At 43.5% G+C, this 24,525-nt stretch carries 20 protein-coding genes and 1 pseudogene; 5 read left to right on the top strand and 16 right to left on the bottom strand.

Annotated elements, in window-relative coordinates; all coding sequences use genetic code 11:
• The 13 genes and pseudogenes from LG003_RS16480 to queA form a co-directional block, all read right to left on the bottom strand.
• Positions 1-481 (bottom strand): annotated as a pseudogene (locus LG003_RS16480) (IS30 family transposase); the annotation flags it as partial.
• Between the two features lie 198 nt (positions 482-679).
• Positions 680-952: a type II toxin-antitoxin system RelB/DinJ family antitoxin gene (locus LG003_RS16475; RefSeq protein WP_262981185.1), complete on the bottom strand. Its 273-nt coding sequence runs from the start codon at positions 950-952 to the stop codon at positions 680-682.
• Positions 953-1,289: 337 nt separating this feature from the next.
• A complete protein-coding gene (gene pgpA, locus LG003_RS16470; protein WP_112879364.1) occupies positions 1,290-1,781 on the bottom strand; it encodes a phosphatidylglycerophosphatase A in 492 nt (163 codons plus the stop codon).
• The gene (gene thiL, locus LG003_RS16465; protein WP_262981184.1) at positions 1,774-2,763 is read right to left on the bottom strand and encodes a thiamine-phosphate kinase; all 990 of its coding nucleotides are present in this window, start codon (positions 2,761-2,763) and stop codon (positions 1,774-1,776) included. The genes pgpA and thiL overlap by 8 nt, the downstream gene beginning before the upstream one ends.
• 100 nt (positions 2,764-2,863) lie before the next feature.
• Positions 2,864-3,280 carry a transcription antitermination factor NusB gene (gene nusB, locus LG003_RS16460; protein ID WP_112879366.1) on the bottom strand — a complete coding sequence of 139 codons (417 nt, stop codon included), beginning with the start codon at positions 3,278-3,280 and terminating at the stop codon, positions 2,864-2,866.
• A 26-nt stretch (positions 3,281-3,306) separates the two neighbouring features.
• On the bottom strand, positions 3,307-3,777 hold the full coding sequence (gene ribH / locus LG003_RS16455; RefSeq protein ID WP_112879367.1) for a 6,7-dimethyl-8-ribityllumazine synthase: 471 nt from the start codon (positions 3,775-3,777) through the stop codon (positions 3,307-3,309).
• Positions 3,778-3,903: 126 nt separating this feature from the next.
• A complete protein-coding gene (gene ribD / locus LG003_RS16450) occupies positions 3,904-5,013 on the bottom strand; it encodes a bifunctional diaminohydroxyphosphoribosylaminopyrimidine deaminase/5-amino-6-(5-phosphoribosylamino)uracil reductase RibD (protein ID WP_262981183.1) in 1,110 nt (369 codons plus the stop codon).
• Between the two features lie 4 nt (positions 5,014-5,017).
• Positions 5,018-5,467, bottom strand: coding sequence for a transcriptional regulator NrdR (gene nrdR / locus LG003_RS16445; RefSeq protein ID WP_036775072.1), 450 nt, complete (start codon positions 5,465-5,467; stop codon positions 5,018-5,020).
• A 115-nt stretch (positions 5,468-5,582) separates the two neighbouring features.
• The gene (gene secF / locus LG003_RS16440) at positions 5,583-6,551 is read right to left on the bottom strand and encodes a protein translocase subunit SecF (RefSeq protein ID WP_262981182.1); all 969 of its coding nucleotides are present in this window, start codon (positions 6,549-6,551) and stop codon (positions 5,583-5,585) included.
• Positions 6,552-6,561: 10 nt separating this feature from the next.
• Positions 6,562-8,409: a protein translocase subunit SecD gene (secD, locus tag LG003_RS16435; RefSeq protein WP_112879369.1), complete on the bottom strand. Its 1,848-nt coding sequence runs from the start codon at positions 8,407-8,409 to the stop codon at positions 6,562-6,564.
• A 27-nt stretch (positions 8,410-8,436) separates the two neighbouring features.
• The gene (gene yajC / locus LG003_RS16430) at positions 8,437-8,766 is read right to left on the bottom strand and encodes a preprotein translocase subunit YajC (RefSeq protein ID WP_011148038.1); all 330 of its coding nucleotides are present in this window, start codon (positions 8,764-8,766) and stop codon (positions 8,437-8,439) included.
• A 91-nt stretch (positions 8,767-8,857) separates the two neighbouring features.
• The gene (gene tgt / locus LG003_RS16425) at positions 8,858-9,982 is read right to left on the bottom strand and encodes a tRNA guanosine(34) transglycosylase Tgt (RefSeq protein ID WP_112894588.1); all 1,125 of its coding nucleotides are present in this window, start codon (positions 9,980-9,982) and stop codon (positions 8,858-8,860) included.
• Between the two features lie 145 nt (positions 9,983-10,127).
• A complete protein-coding gene (queA, locus tag LG003_RS16420; RefSeq protein WP_112879371.1) occupies positions 10,128-11,195 on the bottom strand; it encodes a tRNA preQ1(34) S-adenosylmethionine ribosyltransferase-isomerase QueA in 1,068 nt (355 codons plus the stop codon).
• A 104-nt stretch (positions 11,196-11,299) separates the two neighbouring features.
• Between queA and LG003_RS16415 the strand changes: the two genes are divergently transcribed.
• From LG003_RS16415 to ggt, 3 genes are all read left to right on the top strand, one after another.
• A complete protein-coding gene (locus LG003_RS16415; protein WP_262981181.1) occupies positions 11,300-11,896 on the top strand; it encodes an acyl carrier protein phosphodiesterase in 597 nt (198 codons plus the stop codon).
• A gap of 749 nt (positions 11,897-12,645) precedes the next feature.
• On the top strand, positions 12,646-13,248 hold the full coding sequence (locus tag LG003_RS16410) for a peroxiredoxin C (RefSeq protein WP_011148042.1): 603 nt from the start codon (positions 12,646-12,648) through the stop codon (positions 13,246-13,248).
• 219 nt (positions 13,249-13,467) lie between these two features.
• Positions 13,468-15,228, top strand: coding sequence for a gamma-glutamyltransferase (gene ggt / locus LG003_RS16405; protein WP_262981180.1), 1,761 nt, complete (start codon positions 13,468-13,470; stop codon positions 15,226-15,228).
• 130 nt (positions 15,229-15,358) lie between these two features.
• Here the strand turns inward: ggt and brnQ are convergent, their stop codons facing one another.
• From brnQ to phoB, 3 genes are all read right to left on the bottom strand, one after another.
• Positions 15,359-16,690, bottom strand: coding sequence for a branched-chain amino acid transport system II carrier protein (gene brnQ / locus LG003_RS16400; RefSeq protein WP_112879381.1), 1,332 nt, complete (start codon positions 16,688-16,690; stop codon positions 15,359-15,361).
• A 350-nt stretch (positions 16,691-17,040) separates the two neighbouring features.
• On the bottom strand, positions 17,041-18,378 hold the full coding sequence (gene phoR / locus LG003_RS16395) for a phosphate regulon sensor histidine kinase PhoR (RefSeq protein WP_112894592.1): 1,338 nt from the start codon (positions 18,376-18,378) through the stop codon (positions 17,041-17,043).
• A 23-nt stretch (positions 18,379-18,401) separates the two neighbouring features.
• Positions 18,402-19,091, bottom strand: coding sequence for a phosphate regulon transcriptional regulator PhoB (gene phoB / locus LG003_RS16390; RefSeq protein ID WP_112879375.1), 690 nt, complete (start codon positions 19,089-19,091; stop codon positions 18,402-18,404).
• 261 nt (positions 19,092-19,352) lie between these two features.
• Between phoB and sbcD the strand changes: the two genes are divergently transcribed.
• Positions 19,353-20,588 (top strand): exonuclease subunit SbcD, encoded by a 1,236-nt coding sequence (gene sbcD / locus LG003_RS16385; protein WP_112879376.1) that lies wholly within the window; start codon positions 19,353-19,355, stop codon positions 20,586-20,588.
• Positions 20,585-24,271, top strand: coding sequence for an AAA family ATPase (locus LG003_RS16380; protein ID WP_112879377.1), 3,687 nt, complete (start codon positions 20,585-20,587; stop codon positions 24,269-24,271). Before sbcD ends, LG003_RS16380 begins: the two co-directional genes overlap by 4 nt.
• The last annotated feature ends 254 nt before the right edge of the window (positions 24,272-24,525 follow it).

The raw sequence follows: 24,525 nt of genomic DNA, 5'->3' as shown, positions 1-24,525 counted from the left end.
TTCCGGGCGTTCATCAATACTGACCCGGTTTTTAATTTTGCCTCTTCTTTCATAGCTACCATAACGTTTACGATAGGGTTTTCTGGCAATTCGCAGATGTTGCCATAAATCACCCCCCCTCTATTTTATCTTTATAAATCAGTCTATAAATTGTCTCATGATGCAAAGATATCCCTTTATGTTGCTTTAAATAATCAGCCACCTGTTCAGGACTTAAGTCTTTCCAAATTAACCGTTTTATCCATTTTTTTACTTCCGGCGTTATTTTCACGGCTTTCTTAGCAAAATGACGACGAGCCAATACCTTCAAATGAGCCTGTTCAGGGCAGTATGTCTGGACTTCTTGATTTCTCTTCAATTCTCTGCTGATGGTCGACGGGCTTCGCTTAAGTGACTCAGCAATGAAACGCTGTGAAAAACCCGCTTCTCTTAAACTGGAAATCTGGTATCTTTCTGTTTCGGTCAGTTGTGTATAGGCCATAGTGCATTTTCCTTTGGCGAGAAAGATGCCTACTATAGCAACTGACCGCCCTTCTGAAAAATTGCACTTATTAGTCGAATCTGCCTACAATGATTCTACTGATAACAAGAACATTAGTAATAAGAAAAAAGATCTTATTCAGATCTTTCTCCCGTCAATATTTCGGTAGAAATTTTAAGTTTCGGCTGGCTAGCACGCTTACTTGCCGCAGTCTTTTTCGATGTCGTGAATTAAATCATCCACATCGTTAAAACGCGCACTCATTGAGCTTCTCGCCTCATTCATAGCCTCAACAGTAACTCTGTTAGGGATTTTCTTGATCTCGAAAGGTAGCGCCTTTTCTTTAGCCACCATCGTTACAGCAATGCGTAAAAAGTCAGACATTTTAATCCCAATATCGGCTAAAACGTCGATTGCCTCTTGCTTAATTGCAGGGTCTATACGTGTGCGAACATAAGTTTCAGTGCCCATTTAATACCTCGTACATGCTGACTTTTGTAGTACTATCGTGGTCTTAATTTTGATATTAGGCAATCTTAGCCTAAATGAAGAAAATGCTGAGATATAAAGCAAAAATGAGTCATCCTTTAAGGGACAATATACAGTCTGTCCACTGACCAATCATATTCTGCACCATACTGTGCTGACATCCGATAGAATCCAGAGTTGAGATATTGCCTTTCAATGACAATCTGTTCAGGAGTTCGGAAATTGCAGTGATTTCATTAGACCTTCCATCTACAACAATACTGCTCAAGACTAAACTCAGCGCCAATCTCAATAGGCTTAACAATCAATACACCACACCTCAAAAAGTCAAAATCTGATAAAACGCCAATAACCAAACAATCACGAAAGAAAATACAGCAGCGATAATATCATCTAACATGATGCCTAATCCGCCATGAACATAGCGATCAAACCAGCGAATTGGCCACGGTTTCCACATATCGAGAATACGAAACACCATAAAACCGGCCAAAACCCACTGCCAGTTAACCACAGGAATTGCCATCAATGTGATCCACATACCGATAAATTCATCCCAGACAATACTACCGTGGTCATGAACTTTCATATCATCAGAAGTACGCTGACAAATCATTATGCCGAAAAACATCCCGACAATAATAACCAACCAGCAAATCCATTCCGGAAACTGGATCAGTAATAACCAGAATGGAATAGCCGCCGCCGATCCCATTGTTCCCGGCACAACCGGCGACAGCCCACTACCAAAACCTGTCGCTAATAGATGCCAGGGATTACTCATCCGTAAACGACGCTTTGCCTTATCCATGTGCTTCCTCGGTAATAAAGTGATCGAACCCTTTTAGATCTAATTTAATCTCTTTATTATTGCTGTAATAACGAACTCCCTCCGATTCCGCCATAATCTGTCCAACACAGCTAAAACCAGCACCAGTATGCGCTAACGCAATTTCCAACGCACCACGATTCCTCTCCGGGACGGTAAAACACAACTCATAGTCCTCCCCACCACTCAAAGCCCACATCAAAGCTTGTTGCGGTTCAACGTACTGTTTCATTGCATCAGAGTAAGGAAGCGCATCCAGATTTATTCTGGCTCCACATCGGCTGGCTTTCAGAATGTGACCTAAATCGGAAATCAAACCATCAGACAAATCGATAGCTGATGTTGCCAAGCCACGTAGTGCTTGCCCTTGTAAAATACGAGGTTGCGGCCTGAGATGACGCTGAACCAACCAGTTGTGGGATATCGGATCAGAAATTTGTAGACGGTTTTGTAACAGAGCCAAACCCGCCGCACTATCACCCAACGATCCACTCACATAAATCCAATCACCATTTTTTGCGCTAGTACGCCGTAACGCCCTGCCTGCGGGAACCAAACCATGAATCGTCAACGTCAGACTCATCGGACCGCGGGTAGTGTCACCACCAATAAGCTGCATACCATAATAACGCAACTGTTCAAACAGACTATCACTGAAACCACCCAGCCAGCGTTCATCCACTTCCGGTAATGTTAACGCCAATGAAAGCCAAGCAGGATCAGCGCCGACTGCGGCCAGATCACTCAGATTCACAGCAAGAGATTTGTAAGCTAAATCTTCAGGGGAAATATCAGGTAAAAAATGTACGCCTGAAACCAAGGTATCCGTACTAACCGCCAATTGTTGTTTATCGGCTAGTGTCATCAGTGCACAATCATCACCAATACCTAGATTTACATCACGCCGGCTAATCTCCCGACGATCAAAATAACGCGCAATGAGGTCAAATTCGCCACATGCCATAATAGAATCCCAAAAAGTTACTGATGATCATGAACATAAGGCCGGTATCCCGGCCTTACAAATCATCGTCTACGGTGGGAAAAACCCGACAAGCAGTAGCTTATCTTTTTCTGCGTACTGCCGGGCCAGATTTATCCAGTACCCCGTTTACGAACTTATGGCTATCTTCAGCACCGAAGACTTTTGCCAATTCGATAGCTTCGTTAATAGCCACTTTATAAGGGACATCATCACGATAACTTAGTTCAAACATAGCAACACGCAAAATGGCTTTTTCTACCTGACCTAACTCTTCGAGCTGACGGGAAAGATAAGGGGCCATCAAAGCATCCAGCTTAGCCGCATTTACAGCTACTCCTGACAGCAATTCACGAAAATAGGTTACGTCAACACCAGTGACGTCCTGCTCCGACAGAAACTGTAATTCAACATCAGCAATGCTATTGCCAGATAATTGCCATGAATATATAGCCTGAACAGCGCACTCACGAGCACGACGACGAGCAGCAGGTTTCACAAGATTCCCCTTAATTAAAACTAAAATCAGCCTTTAATGGCATTAATTACATTGACCATTTCCAGTGCGGTTAATGCAGCTTCTGCACCTTTATTACCCGCTTTGGTTCCAGCGCGCTCAATCGCCTGTTCAATGCTTTCTGTGGTCAGAACACCAAACGCTACTGGAATTTCACTAGTCATCGCTACACTAGACAGACCAGAACTGCATTCACCAGCAACGTATTCAAAATGAGCGGTACCACCACGGATAACTGTACCTAGCGCGACAACAGCGTCATATTTTTGAGTTTCGACCAATGTCTTCACTGCCAATGGCAACTCGTAAGCACCAGGAACCCAGACAACAGTGATATTCTCTGAGGCAACCTGACCGATACGCTCAAGCGCATCCACCGCTCCGCCTAACAGACTGTCATTAATGAAGTTGTTAAAACGTGCAATGGCAATCGCCACACGAGCTTGTGGAGCTGCAACACCACCTTTGATTACGTTCATAGCCTTCCTTCCATCTGTTCATATCCGCAGGGGGGCGGATTCTATCATATTCTTTCGTTAGCTGCGCCTGCCGATTTAGCAACAGAGCATAAAAACAGGCAAACCAACCCACACTCACATATTCAGTCAGTATACAGGCCGCAGACGCAGACGAAGATCAGACCCCACCTGCTGTACATCAAAAATGTCAAATTCCGGCGCCTCTGCCAGATTTTTGAGTTCAGGAATAGTGAACAAACCACAAGCTGTATCACCTAGCACTTTTGGCGCAACATAAAGAACCAATTCATCCACCAACCCTAAAGTTAGCAATGCCCCCGCCAGCAATGCCCCACACTCAGTCCAGACTGTGTTGATCTGACGCTTACCCAACTGCATCATCAATGACACCAAATCTACCCCAATACCATGAGCAGGTAACAGTATCTGTTCTACATTTTCAGATAAGTCATGTTCATCTGCTTTAGTGCGAGCCAGCCAACAATAACCAGGCTGCTGTATGACCTGATGCTGAGGGCCAACACGATTCTGACTGTCAACAATAACACGTACCGGTTGACAAAGATTTTCCTCGGGATAAACCGCCTGGGTTTCTGCGTCCAATTCACGCCAACGAACTGTCAAGTGAGGATCATCAGCTAAAACCGTGCTACTGGAACTCAGAATCGCGCTACATTGAGCACGGAATTTTTGTACATCATCGCGAGCTTGAGGTGATGTAATCCATTTACTTTCGCCAGAAGCTAATGCCGTTCGGCCATCAAGAGAAGAAGCCATCTTCAACTGAATATATGGAAACCCGGTACGCATCCGCTTCAAAAACCCCCGGTTGAGAGATTCAGCTTCTTCCATCATCAGTCCATGTTCTACTGCAATACCAGCCTGTTGCAACTTATAAAGCCCCCTTCCTGCTACCTGTGGATTGGGATCCTGCATCGCCGCAACCACACGGCTAACGCCAGCTGCAATCAACGCATCGGCACAAGGCGGTGTTTTACCGTGATGGCTGCATGGTTCAAGCGTGACATAAACAGTTGCGCCTTTAGCTTTATCTCCGGCTATCCGTAAAGCGTGAACCTCCGCATGTGGCTCACCAGAACGTAAATGAAAACCTTCCCCAACAATTTGTCCATCACGCACAATTACACAACCAACGTTAGGATTAGGTGGCGTGGTAAAGCGCCCTTGACGCGCCAATTCCAAAGCGCGCGCCATATATTTTTTATCGTTATTCACTGGCTCAACCTTGTAATTTAGCAATCTCTTCGCCAAATTCACGAATATCTTCAAAGCTGCGATAGACAGAAGCAAAACGGATATAGGCGACTTTATCCAACTTCTTCAATTCATCCATGACCAGATTACCAATCATTTTGGATGGAACCTCCCGCTCACCGGTAGCACGTAACTGAGATTTAATATAGCTAATCGCCATTTCTACATCATCAGAACTGACCGGGCGCTTTTCCAGTGCTTTTTGCATACCACGGCGCAATTTTTCTTCATCGAACGGCTCTCGGATATCGTCACTTTTTATTACTCTAGGCATAACCAGCTCAGCCATTTCAAAAGTGGTGAATCGTTCATGACACTCAAGACACTGGCGCCGCCGGCGCACCTGCGAGCCATCCCCGACCAAACGAGAGTCAATCACTTTGGTATCAACAGCAGCACAAAATGGGCAATGCATATCGTTTCCTGATGGTTAATCCGAACTAAATTTACAGTTTATCCTTAATCTGAATAAAAAACACCCTGTCAGCCGGATACTCACAGGGTGTTTGAACAGCATCAAGGCAGAATAATTAAGGCAATAAAGATGGCTGATCAGCCCCTTCCTTCTCAACCTTTTGCTGGATCATGTGTTCACGCTTCATACCCAGTTTCAACGCTAAAGCGGAAGCAACATAGATAGAAGATACCGTACCGATAGAAACACCAATTAACATCGCTAGTGAGAAGCCCTTCAACATCGCGCCACCGAAAATATACAACATCAGCACCACCAGTAAAGTTGTTGCCGATGTCATGATTGTACGGCTCAATGTTTGCGTCAGAGAGACGTTCATAATTTCATACGACGTACCACGACGGATCTTACGGAAATTCTCACGGATACGGTCAGAAACCACGATACTGTCATTCAATGAGTAACCAATAACCGACATCAGCGATGCCACAATGGTCAGATCAATCTCGATATGGAACAATGACAGAACCCCTAGCGTGATGATGACATCATGGGCAAGCGCAAGAACCGCACCCAATGCTAAACGCCATTCAAAACGGAATCCAACATAAATCAAGATACAGATAAGCGCCGCCAGCAACGCCATTGCACCATCTTGGGCGAGCTCAGCCCCGACACTCGGCCCAACAATTTCAATACGATTGACACTCGCATCTTTATCAATGGTGTCATTAATGACTTTAATAACCTTTTTACCCAGCTCCTCATTAGCCGCACCCGTAACTGGTGGCATACGCACCATTACATCACGGCTACTACCGAAATTTTGCAACAGAGGATCTTCAAAACCCGCTTTTGCCAGGTTATCACGCATCTTATCCAAATCAGCAGATTGACTGAGTTTGATTTCGATTACCGTACCACCGGTAAAATCGAGTCCCCAGTTAAACCCGCGGGCTGCCATCACAAAAACAGAAGCTACCAACAGTAGCAACGAAATTCCGAAAGCAACGTTGTCCCAGCGCATAAAGTCATAGACTCTGCGACCGTAGTTCAATTGTTCAACAGTATAATCCTGTGCCACAACGTGCTCCTTAAATTGACAGCTTCTTAATACGCTTACCGCCGTATAGCAGGTTGACGATCCCTCTAGTACCTACAATAGCGGTGAACATAGAAGTCGCGACACCAATTGACGTTGTTATCGCAAAGCCCTTAATTGACCCGGTACCAACAGCATAAAGAATGACCGCGGTAATCAACGTGGTCAAATTAGCATCAATAATACTGGAGAAAGCCCCTTTATAACCTTCATGTATCGCTTGTTGTACTGTCCGGCCATTACTCAACTCTTCTTTAATACGTTCGTTAATCAGCACGTTCGCATCAACCGCCACAGCCAGCGTTAGCACAATACCCGCGATCCCCGGCATGGTTAACGTCGCCCCTGGTAACAGAGACATGATACCAACAATCAGCACCAGGTTAGCCAACAACGCACTGCTCGCAATCACACCGAATTTGCGATAGTAAATCACCATAAACAGAATTGATGCAATTAAGCCCCACAGACAAGCTTCTAAGCCTTGTTCTATGTTTTGCAGACCAAGGGTTGGCCCAATGGTACGCTCTTCTACAATCTGAATCGGCGCAATCAGAGCACCCGCACGCAACAATAAGGATAACTGACGCGCTTCGGTTGCGTTGGAAAGACCCGTGATACGGAAATTGTTCCCCAAACGAGTCTGAATATTAGCAATGTTAATCACTTCTTCATGTTTAACTAACACCGCCCGACCATTAGCATCTTTCTTACCGCTGTCTTTATATTCCACAAACAATGTCGCCATTGGCTTACCAACATTGTCCTTGGTGAAATTAGACATCGCGGAGCCACCAGCACTGTCCAGTGAAATACTCACCTCTGGACTACCGTATTCATCGGTACCAGGGGTTGAATCTGTAATATGATCACCGGTCAGAATAACACGCTTATATAACACAACCGGATTACCATCACGGGTGCTCTTCACCTCAGAATCACCTGGCACACGGCCTGATGTAGCTGCGGTAGAGTCAATACCGGTATTGACCAGACGGAATTCCAACGTCGCTGTCGCACCAAGAATCTCTTTTGCACGAGCAGTATCCTGAATACCCGGTAATTCAACCACGATACGGTCAGCGCCCTGACGCTGAACCAATGGTTCAGCCACACCCAGTTGATTAACACGATTACGTAGAATGGTAATGTTCTGCTGCACCGCATAAGATCGGGCTTCGCGCTGACGTTCATCACTCATCACCGCTTTCAAAGTATTATTGCTTCCAATACTGAAAACTAAATCACGGTGGCGGCCAGTAAGATAGTTTTCCGCCTCAGACCGCGCTTTTTCATCACGGAAGCGGATTTCTACACCGTAATTATCAATTTTACGGGCAGTGGAATAAGGAATGCCTTTTTCACGCAAATCAGTGCGCAAGCCATCAATATTCTGCTCTTGCAGTTTGCCTAATGCGGTTTCCATATCCACTTCCATCAGGAAGTGCACCCCACCTCGCAGATCAAGGCCTAGTTTCATTGGTTCGGCACCAACCTTACTTAACCAAGTTGGTGTTGCTGGTGCCAGGTTCAATGCCACCACGTACTGATCGCCTAATGTGGACATCAATACTTCACGGGCACGAAGCTGAATATCGGAATTATTGAAACGAGCAAGAATCGCACCATTTTCCAGCGCAATAGATTTACTCGCGATTTGATTTTTTTCTAAAACATTATGGACTTGGACCAGCGTTTGCTCACTGGCGGCAATGCCTCGCGCGCCAGTGATTTGTACAGCCGGATCCTCACCATAAAGGTTGGGAAGTGCATAAAGCAAACCGATGAGGATCGCAGCGATCAGCATCAGATACTTCCACAAAGGATAACGGTTTAGCACGGCAGTTCCCTTCGGGAAAATCAGAAATTACAGAGCCTTCATTGTACCTTTCGGTAAAACGGCAGCGACGAAATCACGTTTAATGGTTACTTCAGTAGTGTCATTCAGTGCTACAACGATATAACCCGTGTCAGAAACTTTAGTGACACGACCAATCAAACCACCATTGGTCATCACCTCATCACCTTTGGAAATAGAATCCATCAGCTTTCTGTGTTCTTTAGTACGTTTCTGTTGTGGACGCAGGATCATGAAATAGAAGATCAAGCCGAAAACAACCAGCATGATGATCAAAGAATATGGGCTTCCCTGAGCCGGTGCGCCAGCAGATGCTGCTGCTTCAGAAATAATACTCATTAAACTTCCCTCATTGTTATCAAATTCAATAGTAATCAAAAACCAGCCGCAATATGCTATACACACTGAAACCAGTCAATCACTACTTAAGTCAAATACTTAATGCCGGAACGGGTTTACCAATCCGTTGATAAAAATCTTCAACAAACTGTTCAAGATTACCTTCCTCGATGGCTTGACGGATCTTAGCCATCAGGCGCTGATAATACCGCAAATTATGGATAGTATTCAGCCTTGCACCGAGAATTTCGTTACAACGGTCAAGATGATGCAAATATGCCCGACTATAATTTCGGCAAGTATAACAGTCACACTGCTCATCCAGTGGAGAAGTATCCTCTTTATGTTTGGCATTACGGATTTTAATCACACCATCGGTCACAAAAAGATGACCATTACGGGCATTACGGGTTGGCATCACACAATCGAACATATCAATGCCGCGACGAACCCCCTCCACCAAATCCTCTGGTTTTCCTACCCCCATCAGATAACGCGGTTTGTCTTGCGGGATTTGCGGACAGACATGTTCAAGAATGCGGTGCATATCCTCTTTAGGCTCCCCTACCGCCAGACCACCTACAGCGTATCCATCAAAACCAATCTCTACCAGACCTTTTACTGAGATGTCACGTAAATCTTCATAAATGCTTCCCTGAATAATACCAAACAAAGCGTTTTTATTCTGTAGCTCATCAAAACGCTTGCGACTACGGGCAGCCCAACGTAAGGACATCTCCATCGAACGTTTCGCATAATCCCAATCAGCAGGATATGGCGTACATTCATCAAAAATCATGACAATATCAGAACCCAAGTCATACTGGATTTCCATCGATTTTTCTGGGCTGAGGAAAACCGGCGTACCATTAATTGGGTTACGGAAATGTACCCCTTCCTCTTTGATTTTACGCATTGCGCCAAGGCTGAATACCTGAAAACCGCCTGAATCCGTCAAGATTGGACCATGCCACTGCATAAATCCATGCAAATCACCATGAAGCTTCATGATTTCCTGCCCTGGGCGTAGCCACAGATGGAAAGTATTGCCAAGCAGGATCTGCGCACCGGTTTCTTTCACTTCTTCCGGTGTCATTCCTTTTACTGTGCCATAAGTCCCAACTGGCATAAATGCTGGCGTTTCTACCACGCCACGCTCAAAAATCAGACGACCACGACGGGCTTGACCGTCGGTAGTTTGTAATTCAAATTTCACTTAACCTCCAAGCATCAGATAAACAGTCCGATGCTGTTGTTTAAAACCAGATAAAGTTGAAATTTACCGTTGAGCTGAGATATTCACATAACCCTATTTTCAACAAATTCAACAATATATTCCAGTCAATGCCATAATTATTACATTAAGAAATCTTTTCCTTGCAAGCGAAGGGATTACGACGAATAAACATAGCATCACCATAACTAAAGAAACGATATTTTTCTGCAACTGCCTCTTTATAAGCATTCATCGTATTTTTATAACCCGCAAACGCAGAAACCAGCATAATAAGTGTCGATTCCGGTAAATGGAAATTAGTAATCAACGCGTCCACAACCTGATATTCAAAACCCGGATAGATAAAAATTTGCGTGTCATTAAAAAATGGCGCAATTAACCCATCCTGACAGGCTTTTGCGGCACTTTCCAGCGATCGAACTGACGTTGTGCCAACGGCAACAACTTTATTACCTCGCGCCTTACATGCCAGCACAGCATCAACCACATCCTGTGGCACTTCTGCATACTCAGCATGCATAATATGGTCTTCAATGGTCTCCACCCGCACAGGCTGGAAAGTACCCGCACCAACATGCAATGTCACAAAAACCATTTCCACGCCCTTTTTACGCAGCGCTTCCAATAATGGCTCATCAAAATGAAGACCGGCCGTTGGTGCAGCTACCGCCCCGGGCCGTTCGCTGTATACAGTTTGGTACAACTCACGGTCTGCCTCTTCATCAGGACGATTAATATAAGGCGGCAAAGGCATATGACCTATGTCATCCAAAATGGACAACACATCACGTTCATCATCAAAACGTATTTCGAACAAGGTATCATGGCGGGCCAACATGGTTGCTTTAAGACTTTCATTGTCACCCAATAACAATTCAGTCCCCACTTTTGGCGCTTTGGAAGCACGCACATGTGCAAGTACCCGCTTATCATCCAGCACCCTTTCAACCAGCACTTCCAACTTACCGCCCGTAGCTTTTCGGCCGAAAATACGCGCAGGTATGACGCGGGTATTATTGAAAACCAGCAAATCTCCGGCATTCAGCTTATCGAGAACATCCGTAAAAATACCATGCGTTAATTTCCCCGTTTCACCATCAAGCGAGAGCAAACGGCAGCCACTGCGTTGCGGTTGAGGGTAATGAGCAATCATTTCGTCGGGAAGTTCAAAAGTAAAATCGGAGACACGCATTATATTTAATCATTCAGAAAAACAGGCGGACTAGTCTAGTGCCGCGGCCCTAAGGGTGCAACAAATAAGCACATAACTTCGCGGATTTATATTATAATCACCAAATGAATTTTCTCGCTCACCTTCATTTAGCTACTCTGGCTGACAGCTCCCTACTAGGAAATCTGATGGCAGATTTTGTGCGCGGTAATCCAGAGGGACAATACAGCGCTGATGTGGTTGCAGGTATTCGTATGCATCGGCGTGTTGATGTATTAACAGATACCCATCCATTGGTTATTCAAGCCCGTCACTTATTCAGCGCTCCATATCGACGGGTTGCGCCGATCACTTTAGATATTATCTGGGATCACTTCCTCTCCTTGAATTGGGATAAACTGGTTCCCACCTACTCATTACCGGCATTTATTCACCATGCTCGCAACCAGATTGAACCTCATCTTTATTACACTCCCGAAAAATTTCAGGAACTGAATGAATTTTTATGGCCGCAAAACTGGCTGATCCGCTATGCAGATCTTGCATTTATTGCAGATGTATTAACAGGTATGGCTCGAAGACATCCCAGATTATCAGCTTTATCTGGATCATTTCAGGATATAGAACAACATTACGCTGACTTTGAAGCACTATTCTGGCAATTTTATCCTTATATGATGGAAAAAGCGGAAAATAAGGATTTTTATTGTTCGCCTCAATAAGCGTTATTATTACAACTATGCTTGTGAATAAATCGTAAATGCGGATAGAAAGAAATCATTCAGGCAATACGGCACTTTCGCATGTTTAATGATTTTTTCATCCTTGATATCCGGTGGTACAGTCAGAATTCCTTTTTCCCAGCGTGCCAGCCATTTGGCTGGAATAAGATGAATAGTAGGAAATTATTTTTTAACGCTAGCTTTCATTCGGAAAGATCTTCATCAGGGGGACCCAGGCGATCCAATTCGGCCAGAATCAACGGAATTTGAGCTTCTAAGTCGGCGGGTTTTATCTTTACTCCACCAAATAAGCGGCTCACGGCGTTTATAGTCCACCTTACTGACCCCCTCTTTGCCGTTTAATAAAAATTTCACCATAAAGGCTACTGCCAGCGCTTTATCATTGCCACTTCTTAAAAAAGTAAAAGAATAACTGCTGACACTAGTGACTGCTCCCCGCCGTAAAAAACGGCGAGGCTTCCCACTTCTCAGGCCGCAACCGTCTTTATGACGGATTTACGGAGGTTCTTGCTAAGGATGTCATAGATACACCGCGGCTACTCTCAATTATTCAAAAAAGTTCATACAACCAAAATCCTCTATCTTATTAAGGTAAAGAAAATAAAAATAAAGTATTAATAGGTAAAATCTATTGCAAAGATTAGTATTTTATCCTTTATTGGTGTACGCTAATTCTTTATTCTATATCCAATTTTTACATAAACCTCGTAAAACTACAGGAGTAACTCATGGTTCTGGTAACTCGTCAAGCCCCTGACTTTACAGCAGCAGCAGTCCTCGGCAACGGCGAAATAGTTGGGAATTTCAACCTGAAAAAACACCTGAACGGTAAACCTGCCGTTATCTTTTTCTGGCCGATGGACTTTACTTTCGTATGCCCTTCTGAGCTGATCGCATTTGACCACCGCTACGAAGAGTTCAAAAAGCGCGGTGTTGAAGTTATAGGTGTTTCTTTTGATTCTGAATTCGTCCACAACGCATGGCGTAAAACTCCTGTCGATCAAGGTGGTATTGGCGAAGTTAAATATGCAATGGTTGCTGATACTAAACGCGAGATTCAAAAATCCTACGGCATTGAGCACCCAGAAGCGGGTGTCGCTCTGCGCGGCTCTTTCCTGATCGACAAAAACGGCGTAGTTCGTCATCAAGTCGTTAACGATCTGCCTCTGGGCCGTAACATTGACGAAATGCTGCGTATGGTTGACGCACTGCAATTCCATGAAGAGCACGGCGATGTCTGCCCTGCACAATGGGAAAAAGGTAAAGAGGGCATGAGCGCTTCTCCAGATGGCGTAGCTAAATACCTATCTCAAAACGCTGCTAAACTATAACCTTAGATATTACCCATAATTAGGCCAGCCGATTATTCCGGCTGGTTTTTTTTCACTGAAATTCCTCGTTTTGCCACCTTGCGCACAAAAACCCCCTATTCCCGATAACTATCACCACTTACAATTAAATTTACAATTGTTTAACATTAAAATCCGTGTAAATAAAACAAGTCATTACACCGACAAAAATAACCTCGCCAAAAGACAGGAGCTTACAATATGTTGAAAACATGGAAAACACCGCTGGCAATAATATCCCTGCTCGTCTCGTTCCACCTTTATGCCGCTTCGGAACCGGCTGTTGAAGCCAAAAATGGTATGGTCGTTTCAGCCCAACATCTTGCTTCACAAGTTGGTGTGGATATCCTCAAAATGGGTGGAAATGCGGTTGATGCAGCGGTTGCTGTTGGCTATGCCCAAGCCGTTGTCAATCCATGTTGTGGCAATATCGGTGGTGGTGGCTTTATGACAATTCATTTAGCCGATGGTACCGATACTTTTATTAACTTCCGCGAAACCGCGCCAAGTGCAGCAAGTGCCGATATGTATCTGGATAAAGAAGGTAATGTTATTAAAGGAGCCAGTTTATATGGCTACCGAGCGGCCGGTGTGCCCGGAACCGTGATGGGGTTAGACAGCACCCTAAAAAAATATGGCAAATTGAGCCGTGAACAAGTCATGGCACCTGCAATTAAGCTGGCACGAGAAGGCTTTATACTGACCCGTGCAGATACCGATATTCTGGACACCACAATCAAGCGTTTCCGCAAAGATCCAGAAGCAGCTCGTATCTTCCTACGCAAAGATGGCTCTCCTTATCAACCGGGAGATAGATTAATACAAACCGATCTGGCAAATACGTTAGAGTTAATTGCTAAAAAAGGGCAAGAAGCTTTTTATCACGGAAATATTCCTAAACTGGTCGCCGAAGCCGCTAAAAAATCCGGCGGCATTATTACCGAAGCCGATTTTGCCAATTATAAAATTTCAGAAACAACCCCCGTCACCTGTCACTATCGCGGTTATAAATTTATCTCTTCCCCGCCACCGAGTTCAGGCGGAGTAACCATGTGTGAAATTCTGAATATTTTGGAAGGTTATAACCTCAAAGAAATGGGATTCAACTCGGCTAATTATATTCACACATTGACAGAAGCCATGCGCCATGCCTACATGGACAGAAATACTTACCTTGGTGATCCAGAATTTATTAAAAATCCAATCGATCGCTTACTGAGTAAACACTATGCTGAATCTTTACGTAAAAAAATAGAACCAGGTAAAGCAACATTATCGGAGAATGTTCAGCCGGGTATTGGACCCCACGAGAAACCAGAAACCACACACTACTCCATTGTCGACAAAGAAGGTAATGCAGTTTCAACTACCTATACTATCAATGGACTTTTTGGTGCTGTCGTCATCGCCCCCGGAACAGGTTTCTTCCTCAATGATGAGATGGATGATTTCACCACTAAAATTGGTGAAAAGAATCTTTATGGTCTCGTTCAAGGTGCGACTAACTCTATTGCCCCCGGTAAGCGCCCATTATCCTCAATGAGCCCGACACTTGTCACAAAAGACAATAAGACATTCCTTGTTCTGGGTTCACCCGGCGGCTCCCGTATTATCTCTATTACCCTGCAAACCGCCTTAAACATTATTGATCACGGTATGTCTCCTCAAGAAGCGGTCAATAGCCCCCGTATTCATCACCAATGGTTACCCGATGAAGTTTATTATGAACAACGTGGTATTTCTAAAGACTCGTTGAATTTGCTAGAAAAAATGGGATATAAAATGGTGGAGCAGATACCATGGGGCGCTGCTGAAGTGATTATGGTTGGTTTACCTAAAACCGCTGACGCTGCTGCTAATTCTTCCGGCAATGATGCAGCCGTATCTGGTCAAGTGCGTGAAAACCATTTTTATGGCGCCAATGATGTCCGACGCCCGGCCGGTGCAGCCATTGGTTACTAATGACCAACAACTAAAAAAATAGCTAATCTGTGTAGGCAATATCGGGATGGGATATCCTTTTTTCAGGAACCCCATCCCATACTCTCCCTGAACATCTGACGATGGCAAACAGTCAGAGAAACAAACATCATCACTGATGCATTTGAGTCTCGCGGGTACCAGAGCGCCCTAAAACGCGGTCATAAATACCAGCCACAACTAAAACCAACAGGGATGGTGCTAACCAAGCCAACCCTTGATCCGCCAGTGGTAAACGTGTTGCCCAATTTGGCAACAAATAAACCAGTGCTTCAGATGACTTAATCGCATCCAAAATACCAAACATCAGACTAATTAACATTACCGGAGCTAAAATACGGGTAAAATTGTGCCACCAGCACAGCGTAAAACTCAACACAATCAGAACGATACAAGGTGGATAAATAGCTGTCAGTACCGGTATAGAAATCTTAATCAAATGACTCAAACCAAGGTTAGAAGTCAACATGGAGAATCCTCCAAGGATCAAAACCAGTGAACGATAAGACAGGGGCAGATAACGGCTAAAAAACTCAGCACATGCACAAGTTAATCCAACCGCAGTCACCATACAGGCGACAAAAATCAACACAGCCAGGAAAATACTGCCGACACCACCAAAAGTATGATGAACATAGGCATGCAAAATGACCGCACCATTTTCTGCATGAGGCACTAACGATCCACTACCAGCGCCTAATTTGAACAGCGATAGATAAACCAGTATCAGACCAAAGCCGGCAATAAAACCTGCCCACATCGCATAACGGGTCAATAATGAAGATGCGGCAACGCCTCTTGAACGCGCTGCGTTAACGATGACAATCCCAAAAACCATCGCACCCAGCGTATCCATTGTCAGGTAACCATTGACGAAACCACTGGAGAATGGGATTTGCTGATAAACATCAATCGCTGGAATTGAATCACCGGCAGGCCAAAGTAAAGCAGCAACACCAAGTATACCTAGCGCCAACATCTTGATAGGCGCTAACACATGCCCGACAGTATCAAGCAAACGGCCTGGGTAAAGAGAAACAGCAATTACCAACACAAAATAAATAAGACTGTAGATAAACAGGGGTAACTCACCGTTACTGGTAAGCGGGGCAATGCCTACTTCAAAAGAGACAGTTGCGGTCCGTGGGATAGCGAATAAAGGACCAACAGCCAAATAACAAACTGTCGCAAGCAGCAAACCAGCAACTCTACCAATAGGTGAACTCAGCTCTTCAATACCACCGCCAACTTTTGCCAATGCGATGATTGTAATGACGGGTAAACCAACCGCCGTCGCTAGAAAGCCTAATGCTGCTAGCCAAACATATTCACCTGATTGTAACCCCACCATAGGGGGAAAAATAATATTTCCCGCCCCGACAAACAGAGCAAAAGTCATAAACCCTAATGCCCAAATATCCTTAGATGATAAACGATGTGTCATAATGATTATTAATGTTTTGTTACCATATTTAATGGCCTGAATAATATAAATATCATCAATAGTTAAGCCCATATTGACAATATTGAACCCTAATTTAACGATTTATTATCAAAATAATATTCACCAGGTATCTGTTGAAGACAGATTATAGTGGTCATGATAGATAGAATCGCCAACAACTGCCCACAAGTAAAACTTTTATAGCGCCAGAAGGCAATAGATAAACCAGAATGCAGAAGTATATGCCGCACTCTTTTTCAAAACTAGTGATTGCTGTTAGCTATCATTGAATAAACACTATATGATTTGCGTTTTTTTTAACCTGAAAAAATAATAATCAATTACGAAGATTAATTATTACTGTTAATCAAACTATTCCTATCTCTTCTGCTGGTTATTTTGACAGGTACAATCAATCCTGCCGGTAAAGTAAAACTAAAGATCGTTCCTTTGCCTATTTCGCTGGAAACTTTAAGATGAGAATGGTGATGATGTAAGGCATGTTTAACAATCGCAAGACCGAGACCACTTCCTCCAGTTTGTCTGGAACGCGCTTTATCTACTCGATAAAAACGTTCGGTCAAACGAGGTAGATGTTCAGCGCTGATACCTTGCCCATTATCTTTCACTGTAAATTCAGCACCATGGGAATTCTTTTTCCAACTGACATCAATTTGAGTCCCTTTAGGAGTATGGTTAACCGCGTTATAAACCAAATTCGACATTGCACTGCGAAGCAGCTCTTCATTACCGAACACTTTTAAGCCTTCACCAATATCAAAATTAATCTTATAACATTCACTACCTAGCGCAGTGGCTTCCTGACGCAATACTTTAAGCATCAAAGGCACATCAACGACTTCATTCATATCAATTTGGGGAGCGACTTCAATTTTAGACAGTTGCAACAATTGTTTCACCAAACCGTCCAGCCTCCGGGTTTGCTCCTGCATCGTATTCAACGCTTTCTTATTTAGCGAACTATCCTCTGCCTGATCCTGCATCACTTCCAAATAACCCTGCAAGACGGTTAGAGGGGTGCGCATTTCATGACTAACATTGGCAAAAAAGTCACGACGGGCATTTTCCAGTGTTCGCTTCTGAGTCACATCTCTGGCAACCATTAAGAATTGCCCCTCAGAATAAGGCATCACCCGGAACTCAACAGCGAACCCATTATTTAATTCAATGGATAAAGGGCGCGAAAAATCCCTGGAAAGGATATATCGGCTAAAATCAGGGTAGCGAAGTAAATTAAAAATATGCTGTCCGTTGTCTTCAGGCCAACGAAAACCGAGTAAATGTTGTGCTAAACGATTACACCAGAAAATATTACCTTCCGTTGTCATCATCACAATAGCATCGGGTAATGATTCCGCCCCGCTACGAAACCGTTTGATCAACAGCGCCAGCTCACGACGCCGCTTTCGATTCCGTTGCTGCATCTGGTGAATACCATAGAAAATTGGCTCCCACCCTCCTCTCCCCGACGGTGGCAACATACTGCGATCCAACCATAGCCAATTCGAAAGTTTCAGCAAGTTATAACCATGCCATATCAGCACCAAAAATACCGAAACAAATAAACACCAGGACAAATGACCAATAAATATCGACAGAATTACCGCAGGCAAACAAAAGAGAAACAGTTCTGAAACCAGTTTTTTCCAAGATAAACGTTCTAACACATTAGATTCTCCGGTGCGTAGACTTAGTAACGGGTAGAAAAACGATAGCCCGTACCACGAACGGTCTGCACCATTTTATCATGGCCGCCAATCTCTAATACTTTACGTAAACGGCGAATATGAACATCAACAGTTCTATCTTCAACATAAACATTTGCTCCCCAAACATAATTAAGCAACTGTTCACGGCTATAGACTCGCTCAGGGTGAGTCATAAAAAAGTGCAGTAATTTAAATTCCGTCGGCCCCATATCCAGTGCTTTATCCTGGCTGGTCACCCGATGGGACGTTGAATCCAAAACCAAACCATCCATTTCAATGATATCTTCCATGACCATCGGTGAAATACGCCGTAATACCGCTTTAACTCTGGCAACCAGCTCTTTAGGAGAGAAAGGCTTAGTGATATAGTCATCTGCCCCAACTTCGAGGCCACGCACCCGATCTTCCTCTTCACCACGGGCAGTCAACATCATCACCGGAATATCGCGAATATTATTATTCCGTTTCATCTGCTTAATTATCTGCAAACCAGAACCACCGGGGAGCATCCAATCCAATAACACTAAATCAGGATATGGTTCAGATAAACATGCCAACGCAGAATCATAATCCTCTGCTTCTACCGGCTGATACCCGTTTTTTTCCAGAACAAAACAGACCATCTCACGAATCGGAGCTTCATCTTCAACTACCAGAATACGTCTTGCCATGATTAATCCCGTTAATATATTGAGATAAACGCTACTTAGTTTGAAAAAGCATTATGCGTCAGTTTTATGACAAATTTATGAAATCCTGCCTTGGTTATCCTCTATCTGCAATCGATTTCGCAATAATTAATTTAACAATTGTCATATTTCATAATGAATGCGAAGCCGCTCGAAGATATATTCACGAAATCAGATTTAAAAGCGACATCCAGAATATAGCGATTATAATCATGCTTCACTTTAACCAATGACGGCGAAAATATGCGTATTATTCACACTTCGGACTGGCATCTTGGCCAATATTTTTTTACAAAAAGCCGGGCTGCTGAACATCAACATTTTCTGCGCTGGCTGATTAAACAGATTGAACATTATCAGGTCGATGCATTAATTGTTGCCGGAGATGTATTTGACACGGGCTCACCGCCTAGCTATGCCCGTGAACTATATAATCGCTTTGTCGTTGAACTACAACCGACCGGCTGTCAGTTAATTAGCCTTGGTGGTAACCATGATTCAGTAGCAACATTAAATGAATCAAAAGAACTCCTTTCCTGCCTAAATACCACCGTTATTGCTCACGCAGAAAAAGATCAACAAAAACAGATAAAAGTACTCACCACCAAACAAGGCAATACCGGTGCAATTCTTTGTGCAGTCCCTTTTCTGCGGCCAAGAGATATTATGATCAGCCAGGCTGGTCAGTCAGGAGAACAAAAACAACTCGTATTACAAGAAGCTATTGCAGAACACTATCATCGACTCTATCAGCGAGCATGTGAATTACGTGATGAATTGAATTTGCCCTTACCTATCATTGCTACCGGGCATCTGACGACCGTTGGCGCCACTGTTACAGATTCGGTGCGGGATATTTATATTGGTACATTGGATGCCTTCCCGGCGCAAGCTTTCCCGCCGGTAGACTATATTGCGCTTGGGCATATTCACCGGCCACAAATAGTGGCTAAATCTGAACATATTCGCTACAGCGGCTCCCCTATTCCTCTTAGTTTCGATGAAGTCGGGCAAGAGAAAAGTGTTTGTTTGGTGGAATTTATTCAAGACAAACTGGAATCCATCAAGCTTTTATCCATTCCGCAATATCAGCCCATGCAACTAATCAAGGGTAACCTGCAACACATTGAACAACAGTTGCAAACTTTTAATAACTATCAAGGAGAACAACCCGTCTGGCTGGATATTGAAGTTGCAACCCAAGATTACCTCCATGATATCCAGAAAAGGATTCGATCAATGGTTGCAGAGCTTCCTGTCGAAGTCATTCTGCTACGACGTAGTAAAACACAGCAACAAAATAGGCTAGCACAAGAAGACAGAGAAACTTTGACAGAACTTAGCGTTAACGAAGTTTTTGCCCGACGGCTTGCACAATCAGCACTCGAAGATGAAGAACATAAAAAACGTCTGACCACCCTTTTCGAACAAACACTGAACGATATCTATCAGGCTAAAAACAAGGAGGAGCAGGCATGAAGATTTTGAGTCTACGGCTAAAAAACATCAATTCATTACAAGGTGAATGGAAAATTGATTTCACAGCAGAACCGTTTGCCAGCAGTGGTTTGTTCGCCATAACCGGTCCTACCGGCGCGGGTAAAACCACCTTATTGGATGCGATCTGCCTTGCGCTTTATCACGAAACCCCACGCTTGACGATTTCTACCTCACAAAATGAGCTGATGACCCGACACACTGCGGAATCATTGGCTGAAGTGGAGTTTGAAATGAAAGGTGTCGCTTATCGTGCTTTCTGGAGCCAACGGCGAGCGCGTAATCAACCCAATGGCAATCTGCAAGCCCCTAAAGTGGAACTCGCCCTTAGCAGCAGTGGTAAAATTCTGGCCGATAAAATCCAGGACAAGAAAGAAAAAATCATTGAAATTACTGGATTAGATTACGGCCGTTTCACCAAATCCATATTGCTATCCCAAGGAGATTTCGCTGCTTTCCTCAATGCTCAGCCAAACGAACGGGCTGATTTATTGGAAGAGTTAACCGGCACTGAAATTTACGGAATTTTATCCCAACAAATTTACCAACAACATAAACAAGCACAGTCAGAGCTGGATATTCTGCAAGTCAAAGCGTCCGCCATTGATTTGCTAACGGCAGAGCAGTATCAACAACATCTGGAACAACAGCAACAACTCACCCATGCAGAATCACAACTCAATCAGCAGATAAAAACATTACAACATTCGGCACAATGGCTGACACAAGCGGAAGAACTTGAGCAACTTGTTACTGAAAACAACGCTTCCCTACAGCAGGCAGAAAAAGCGCTTACTCATGCAGAGCCGCAACTGCAAAAACTGGCTAGCAGTGAACCCGCAGAAACACTGCGCCCATTGTTGGATGATAAAAACCGAACGCAATATGAACATCAGAGAATCAGCAAACAGTTGGCGGAGATGCGTCAGCAACTTCATCAACAACAACAGACGCTCACGCCGATACAGCAAAAGGTGACTCATGCAGATTCTGCCAGAGCAGAGTATCAACAACACCGGCAACAACAAGAAAAGCTGATAACAGAACAGGTGATTCCATTAGATCATCAAATTGCGGTACAGATTAAAGAGCTCAATCTTACTCAGCAACAAATCAACGAGCAGAAAACCGCGCTTGAAAACCGTTGTCAACAATATGACACAGCAAATCAGCGCGCCCTATCATTCACCAATCAAAGAAAACAACTGGAAAATTATTTCGAGCAACAACCTTATCATCAATATTTCGGCGAAAAACTGGCTTTTTGGCAACACCAATTCTCTTGGCGGCAAGAACACCAACAACAAATTGATCACCAAACGCAAAAAGTTGGCAAGCTCACTGCCGAAATCACGCAACTTAACAATAACCTGAACAAACAAAGGGAAGACTTAAAACAACAAATTGAAAATAACCAACCGCTGGAATTGGCATTTGAGCAGGCCAAGCAACAATTTTCTACTCTGCAAAAACAATATTCGCCAGAGAAATTAAAAAAACAATTAACTCAATATCAGGAACAGCTACCGCTGCAACATAAACTGGAGATCCTGTCGCCGCAAATCTTGCAATTACAAGCCGCTATTGCCAGCCATCATATTCGCTTACAACAACCGAAAAAATTATTAAAGGAACTTCCTGTTCAAATTGAATCCATCGATAAACAACTCTCAGACAAACAGCAACATTTAGCCGATCTTACTCAACGTATTCAGTTAGAACAAAAGATTGTCAGTCTGGAAAAAGAGCGGGCACAGCTCAAGGAAGGTTCTCCTTGCCCACTATGCGGTGCTGAACATCATCCTGCAATTCAGGATTATCAAAATATTGAACTGCCAAAATCAGAACAACGGTTAAAAGATTTACGCCAGCAATTTGAAGCGCTGCAAGCCACCAAAATATCATTGGTTAATAAAAAAGAGTTCCAACAGCAACAATACGACCATATTTTGCAAGAAATTGCTGATGCTGAACCACGATTGAATATATTAACGCAACAATGGCAGGAAACCTGCGCAATATTACAGATCGAAATTTCTCTTTCGGATAAACCCGCTCTTGAACTATTTGTGCAACAAAACCAATCTGCTTATCAGCTTTGCCAGACTCAATTAACCGAACTTGAACTAACAGAAAAAACGTACCAAAAAACAGAAAAAACACTGACTGTTCATCAAGAACGCATTAAAGAAATTGAACGAAATATTGAACTGAGTAAACATCAACACAATGTACTGAAAAAACACTTATCTGAATTGCAGCCAGAGATACAACAACAGCAGTGTAAACTAACTGATGTCATCGAAAAAATGACGTCAGAATTACAGCAATATAATTTATCCCTGCCAATGCTGAATGATACTGAAAACTGGCTGCAACAACGTAGAGAGGAGTGGCAGATATATCAAAACTGTCATGAAAACTGGCAACAGATCCAAAAAGAAGAAGCGGTCATTCAAAATCAGATTGAATCATTGCATAAACAGAAAGAAGAATATGTATGCCGTTTAAATGGGCTTAATCAAACAGCACAGCAGCAGAAACAGCAACTCGCAGAAGCACAACAACAGCGCCAACAACTATTTGGTAAGCAATCTGTTACGGACATCACTCAGGCATTACAACAACAATCTCAACAACTGGAAGAAGCGTACAAACAGTCACAATCACATCTGCAACAGGCACAATCCAATATTAGCCAACTGACCGGCGCCATTAATGAGACAGAAAAAAACTACAACCAGTCTGAGCAACAAAAACAGCAGGCAGAACAAAACTTCAATGCTGCATTAGCAAAGAGCCCATTTGCCGATCAGCATGCCGTTGAATCGGCGCTATTATCGCAAGAGCAACGTAAGGAATTGCAACAACTCAAAGAACAGCTTGAACAACAACAGATACAAGCCAACGCCCTATGTCAGAAAGCAGCAGAAACTCTGCAACAACATCGGAAAAATCGCCCTGAGTTACTTAATCAATATACAAAATCACAACTGACCGAACAGTTGGAAAACATTACTGATGAGCTAAAAAGAAACACCTTACAACAAGGAGAGCTGAAAAACCTGCTTGGTAATGATGCAATACGCCGTCAACAGCAAAAATCCTTATTGGAAGAGATCAGCCATTGCCAACAAAATTATGATGACTGGAGTTATCTTAATAATCTGATTGGTTCGGCTGATGGCGCTAAATTCCGTCGCTTTGCTCAAGGATTAACACTGGATCATTTGGTTCATCTCGCCAATCAACGGCTGAAAAAATTGCACGGACGCTACGATTTGCAACGTAAAAACAGTGATGGTCTTGAACTACAAGTGATTGATACCTGGCAAGCCGATGCTATTCGTGATACCAAAACGCTTTCCGGTGGCGAAAGTTTTCTGGTCAGCCTCGCCTTGGCTTTAGCGCTATCTGATTTAGTCAGCAATAAAACCAGTATTGACTCACTGTTCTTGGATGAAGGCTTTGGCACACTTGATCCAGAAACCCTTGATATTGCTCTTGATGCACTGGATCATTTAAATGCTTCCGGTAAAACCATTGGAGTCATCAGCCACATCGAAGCCATGAAAGAGCGGATACCCGTGCAAATTAAAGTGAAAAAAATTAATGGGCTTGGGATAAGTAAACTCTCACCTGAGTTTCGTTATGGTAAACAATAGCGGAAAACAATAAAAAGTATTCCCAAAGTGAACTGAATGCCGTTATTTTTTCCTTAAAAGGATACTCCCGCCAGCATAAAGGCGGGAAGGAAATTTCGACAAGGCATTACCCTTACTGGTTTTGAATGTACTGCGTGACTTGCTCTCGCCAACATACATCAAGAAACAAGAACGCCCAACGAAATGACAATTCTTCGAGCTGTTTGCTATCCCTCTTTCCCCTAATATTAAAAACGCGTTTTACTCACAATTAG

Origin of the sequence: Photorhabdus kleinii, assembly GCF_025384885.1 — a bacterium.
Taxonomy (GTDB): Bacteria; Pseudomonadota; Gammaproteobacteria; order Enterobacterales; family Enterobacteriaceae; genus Photorhabdus; species Photorhabdus kayaii.
Note: the sequence above shows the minus strand (reverse complement) of the source record. Positions and strands in the feature narration are given on the sequence as shown.

Bases quoted from the DNA above. Each gene is read 5' to 3' on its own strand.
- LG003_RS16475 (WP_262981185.1), bottom strand. From the start codon at position 952: ATGGGCACTGAAACTTATGTTCGCACACGTATAGACCCTGCAATTAAG.
- pgpA (WP_112879364.1), bottom strand. From the start codon at position 1,781: ATGGATAAGGCAAAGCGTCGTTTACGGATGAGTAATCCCTGGCATCTA.
- ggt (WP_262981180.1), top strand. From the start codon at position 13,468: ATGTTGAAAACATGGAAAACACCGCTGGCAATAATATCCCTGCTCGTC.
- ribH (WP_112879367.1), bottom strand. From the start codon at position 3,777: ATGAACGTAATCAAAGGTGGTGTTGCAGCTCCACAAGCTCGTGTGGCG.
- brnQ (WP_112879381.1), bottom strand. From the start codon at position 16,690: ATGACACATCGTTTATCATCTAAGGATATTTGGGCATTAGGGTTTATG.
- LG003_RS16415 (WP_262981181.1), top strand. From the start codon at position 11,300: ATGAATTTTCTCGCTCACCTTCATTTAGCTACTCTGGCTGACAGCTCC.
- nrdR (WP_036775072.1), bottom strand. From the start codon at position 5,467: ATGCATTGCCCATTTTGTGCTGCTGTTGATACCAAAGTGATTGACTCT.
- yajC (WP_011148038.1), bottom strand. From the start codon at position 8,766: ATGAGTATTATTTCTGAAGCAGCAGCATCTGCTGGCGCACCGGCTCAG.
- LG003_RS16410 (WP_011148042.1), top strand. From the start codon at position 12,646: ATGGTTCTGGTAACTCGTCAAGCCCCTGACTTTACAGCAGCAGCAGTC.
- sbcD (WP_112879376.1), top strand. From the start codon at position 19,353: ATGCGTATTATTCACACTTCGGACTGGCATCTTGGCCAATATTTTTTT.
- queA (WP_112879371.1), bottom strand. From the start codon at position 11,195: ATGCGTGTCTCCGATTTTACTTTTGAACTTCCCGACGAAATGATTGCT.
- thiL (WP_262981184.1), bottom strand. From the start codon at position 2,763: ATGGCATGTGGCGAATTTGACCTCATTGCGCGTTATTTTGATCGTCGG.
- phoB (WP_112879375.1), bottom strand. From the start codon at position 19,091: ATGGCAAGACGTATTCTGGTAGTTGAAGATGAAGCTCCGATTCGTGAG.
- LG003_RS16380 (WP_112879377.1), top strand. From the start codon at position 20,585: ATGAAGATTTTGAGTCTACGGCTAAAAAACATCAATTCATTACAAGGT.